The 4,191-nt window shown below is 70.4% G+C and carries 5 protein-coding genes; 3 read left to right on the forward strand and 2 right to left on the reverse strand.

All coding sequences use genetic code 11. From position 1 onward, the window contains the following. Positions 1-71 precede the first annotated feature (71 nt). Positions 72-1,064: an ABC-2 transporter permease family protein gene (locus AXW62_RS38700; protein ID WP_174556482.1), complete on the forward strand. Its 993-nt coding sequence runs from the start codon at positions 72-74 to the stop codon at positions 1,062-1,064. Positions 1,065-1,106: 42 nt separating this feature from the next. Here AXW62_RS38700 and AXW62_RS38705 read toward each other — a convergent pair whose 3' ends face one another. Then, the gene (locus tag AXW62_RS38705) at positions 1,107-1,424 is read right to left on the reverse strand and encodes an Rv1322 family protein (RefSeq protein WP_030823901.1); all 318 of its coding nucleotides are present in this window, start codon (positions 1,422-1,424) and stop codon (positions 1,107-1,109) included. Positions 1,425-1,630: 206 nt separating this feature from the next. Here AXW62_RS38705 and AXW62_RS38710 point away from each other — a divergent pair, with 206 nt between their 5' ends. Further along, a complete protein-coding gene (locus AXW62_RS38710; RefSeq protein WP_060948463.1) occupies positions 1,631-2,761 on the forward strand; it encodes an LLM class flavin-dependent oxidoreductase in 1,131 nt (376 codons plus the stop codon). Between the two features lie 37 nt (positions 2,762-2,798). On the opposite strand, the gene AXW62_RS38715 is transcribed toward AXW62_RS38710, so the two are convergent. After that, positions 2,799-3,191 carry an SCO5389 family protein gene (locus tag AXW62_RS38715; RefSeq protein ID WP_030823907.1) on the reverse strand — a complete coding sequence of 131 codons (393 nt, stop codon included), beginning with the start codon at positions 3,189-3,191 and terminating at the stop codon, positions 2,799-2,801. Positions 3,192-3,399: 208 nt separating this feature from the next. On the opposite strand from AXW62_RS38715, the gene nucS reads away from it, so the two are divergent. Continuing rightward, a complete protein-coding gene (gene nucS, locus AXW62_RS38720) occupies positions 3,400-4,062 on the forward strand; it encodes an endonuclease NucS (RefSeq protein WP_030823911.1) in 663 nt (220 codons plus the stop codon). Positions 4,063-4,191 lie beyond the last annotated feature (129 nt).

The raw sequence follows: 4,191 nt of genomic DNA on the forward strand, positions 1-4,191 counted from the left end.
GCCCCGGCTCAGCCGCCCGTGGCGCCGTCCGCCCCCGCAGATCTGAACAAGAGCGACACCGAGGACGCCCGATGACGACCCCGTACCAGCAGCAGTCCCAGGCGCCCGTCCCCCCGCAGGGACCTCCGCAGGGGCCCCCGCAGGGTCCGCCTCATCAGGGTCCTCCGCAGGCCGCCCCGCCCATGCCGCCGCAGGCCGCCCCGCAGCCCCCCGCGCCCCAGGGGTACCAGCCGATGCCGTACGGGCCGCCGTCACAGCCGTACGCCGCCGTCGGCCCGTACACCTCGCCGATCCCGATCCGGCGCACCCACCTCGGCAACGCCCTCGCCTCCGAGTGGACCAAGATCAAGTCGGTGCGCTCCACCATCTGGACGCTGAGCGTCATGGTCGCGCTGGTCGCCGGGATCGGACTGCTGGTGGCGACGGGCACCAGCGACAGCGACTACGGCGACATCCCCACCACCCTCCCCGGATTCTTCGGCACCCTGCTCGGCCAGCTGTGCATCATCACGCTCGGGGTGCTCGTCATCACCTCCGAGTACGGCACCGGGATGATCCGGACCACCTTCACCGCCTCCCCGCAGCGCTCGCGGGTGCTCACCGCCAAGGCGCTGGTCTTCTTCACTCTCTCGTTCACCACCACGACCGCCTCGCTCGCGCTGGTGGCCTACGCCAGCATGGGGATACACAGCGGGCCGGGGGTGGCGGAGCCGACGGGCGAGCAGATCCTGGGCGCGACGGTCGGCGCCGGGCTGTACGTGTCGCTGCTGGGGCTGCTCTCGCTGGCCGTCGGGTCCATGCTGCGGCACTCCGCGGGTGCCATCACCACGATGCTCGGTGTGGTGCTGCTGCCATCCATCCTCCCCGCGTTCCTGATGATGTCGGACAGCCTCCGCGAACTGGGCGTGAAGATGCAGGAGTACTCCTCACCGCAGTCGCTGGCGGCCCTCTTCCAGCTCGACGAGAGCCTGGACAGCGGCTGGTCCCAGCTGTCGCTGCTGGCCGTGGTCACGGCCGGGGCGCTGATCGGGGCGTACGCGCTGCTGGAGAAGCGCGATGTGTGACGGTGCCCGGCGCGATGTGGCGACGCCGCTGTAGGGCCTGAGTCAGTATCTCGGTGCGTTACGGGACCGCTGGAGCTTGGCGCTCCGGCGGTCCCGTGCGTTCCAGCACGCCTTGTGCCAATGGCGGCGGTCGTCCGCGCCCATGTGCTGCTGCCAGGCCACCACATGCGCCACCCCCGGCGGAATCTCCTGGTCGCAGCCCGGGCAGCGGTAGTGCTTGGCGGCCGCCCCGCCACCGACCTGTCTGACCACCCACTCTTCCCCCTGCCAGCTCTCCACGCGCTCGAGGCCGTAACGGTCCGTGCCCTCGCGGCCGACGGGCTTCTCGCCGCCTCGCGGGCGGTTTCGGCGTGGAGACACGGGGCACCTCGACAGAACTGGGAGCTAACTGGCTGTGACCAGCGTACGCGCTACGGTCACCATCCTGGGAAGCCGTCGTCCACACCCACCCTCCGATCATCATGAAAACTTCATGGTGGCCGTGCCTTTGGCACGTGTCAGGCGTTAATGCCTATCAGGGGGATGCCCGCGTCGGCACACCAGCCGCGACAAGGAGGCAGATCACGATGGATGTCGGGGCTTTCATCCTGGCCGCTCAATTCCCGGGCCAGGGACAGGAGGAGGCGCTGCACCGGGCGGTGCGGTCGGCCGAGCTCTCCGAGGAGGCCGGGCTGGATTCGGTCTGGATCGCCGAGCACCACTTCGTTCCGTACGGGGTCTGCCCGTCCGCGGTCACCCTCGCCGCGCTGCTGCTGGGACGTACCCGCCGTATCGGCGTGGGTACAGCGGTGAGCGTACTCCCGACCGCGCATCCCGTCGCGCTGGGTGAGCAGGCGGCACTGCTCCATCTCGTCTCCGGTGGCCGGTTCACGCTGGGTGTCGGACGCGGCGGCCCCTGGGTGGATCTGGAGGTCTTCGGCTCCGGGCTGCGGGCGTACGAGCAGGGCTTCCCCGAATCACTCGATCTGCTGCTGCGCTGGCTGCGCGAGCCACGGGTGGGGGCGGACGGGGAGCGGTACGCCTTCCGCGAGGTGGCGGTGGTGCCGCGCTCCGACGACGCCCTCGCGGGCCAGGCGGCCCACGGACAGACGGTCGGCGGGCAGGCGGCGGGCGGGCAGACAGCTTATGAACAGGCGGGCGGCGGACGGACGGCGGACGGACGGGCGGTGGGCGCCCCGCCGGTGCTCGTCGCCTGCACCTCGCCCACCAGCGTGCGGCTGGCCGCCGAGCGCGGACTGCCCATGCTGCTCGGCATGCACTGTGGGGACGAGGAGAAGGCCGAGGCGGTCGGCCTGTGGCGGCGGGCCGCGCTGGTGGCGGGCCGTTCACCGGAGGACGTCGATGCGGTGGCCGCCCGGCACGTCTCGGCCGGGGTGGTGCAGATCGCGGACGCCCGGCCGACGGCGGCCGAGACCCTGATCAAGGCGATGCCCGGCTGGCTGCGGCAGGGGCTGGGCGCGCATGTGACGGTGGACGGCCGGGAGCGCCGGATGCGCGACCCGGTGGCCTATGCGGAGCTGCTGTGCGAGCTGCATCCGGTGGGGTCGCCGCGGCTGTGCGCCGACCGCTTGGCGGCGACCGCGGAGCGCACCGGTATCCGCCGGTTCGCGCTGCTGGTCGAGGGCTCCGGCGATCTGGCGGCCACGGAGGAGAATGTGCGTCGGCTCGGGAGTGAGGTGCTGCCGCTCCTGCGCTGATACACCTCCCCCTGGCGGAGCGGCAGCGGATGTCGCGTCAGCAGTCGCGGAGTTCGGGTGACTGGTTGAGCAGCTGTCCCCGGACCGAGGTGAAGCGCGCGAGGCGCTCGTCGGCCGATGCGTCCATCGGGAAGACCGCCACCCGATGGCAGTTCTGGAAGGCCAGTCGTACCCCGAAGTGGCGTTGCAGCGCGCCGCGTATCGCGTCACTCGCGAGTGCGCGGAGCAGCTGACCGCGTGCCTGCTCGTTGGGCGGCGGCGTCTGGTTGTCGGCGAACTCCCCGCCGTCCACCTTCAGCTGGGCCACCAGCGAGCTGATCATCTCCCATGCGTAAGGTAGGGAGTTCCTGACGCAGTCGACGAAGGCTGCTTCGTCGACCTCGCCTCGCTCGGCCTGTTCGAGCAGGGCCGGTGAGACGTCGAGCGACATGGGTTCTCCTCTCGCGACCCGCGAGGGGTCTCAGGGATGGGACGGGCGGACGGCGACGGAGCGTACCCGTCCGACGACCGCCCGCTTCAACGGTAATTCGGCCACTGCCCCCGCACCAGGAGAATGGGCACACAACCAGCCAACGCCGAAGGGGTCCATCGCCGGACGAATCGCGTGGAGCGGTGATGGTCGAGTAGCGTTGCCGACCATGCGTCTCGTCATCGCCCGGTGCTCGGTGGACTACGCCGGCCGCCTCACCGCCCACCTCCCCTCGGCACCCCGCCTGATCCTCGTCAAGGCCGACGGCAGTGTGTCCATCCACGCGGACGACAGGGCTTACAAACCCCTCAACTGGATGTCTCCGCCGTGCACGCTGAAGGAGGGCGACGGCGATGTGTGGACGGTCGTGAACAAGGCGGGCGAGAAGCTCATCATCACGATGGAGGAGATCCTGCACGACTCCTCGCATGAACTCGGCGTGGACCCGGGACTGATCAAGGACGGCGTCGAGGCCCATCTGCAGGAGCTGCTCGCCGATCGGATCGAGACACTCGGCGATGGCTGGACGCTTATTCGGCGTGAATACCCCACTGCCATTGGCCCCGTGGACATTCTCTGCCGCGACGCGGACGGGGCGACGGTCGCCGTGGAGATCAAACGCCGTGGTGAGATCGACGGCGTCGAGCAGCTCACCCGTTATCTGGAACTCCTCAACCGGGACCCGCACCTCGCCCCGGTGAAGGGCATCTTCGCCGCCCAGGAGATCAAGCCGCAGGCCCGCGTGCTCGCCACGGACCGGGGCATCGGATGCGTGGTGCTGGACTACGACGCGCTGCGCGGCATCGAGGACGACAAGCTCCGCCTCTTCTGAGGCGGCTTCCGCCCGGCCCGACCGCCCCGGACTATTCCTGACCAGCTCTGACCAGCTCTGACCTGTTCTGCCGTGCTCTGACCTGCTCTCACCGGCGTGGGGCCGGGGCCGATGGGACGCTGCCGACGG

Origin of the sequence: Streptomyces hygroscopicus subsp. hygroscopicus (genome assembly GCF_001553455.1) — a bacterium.
Lineage (GTDB): Bacteria > Actinomycetota > Actinomycetes > Streptomycetales > Streptomycetaceae > Streptomyces > Streptomyces hygroscopicus.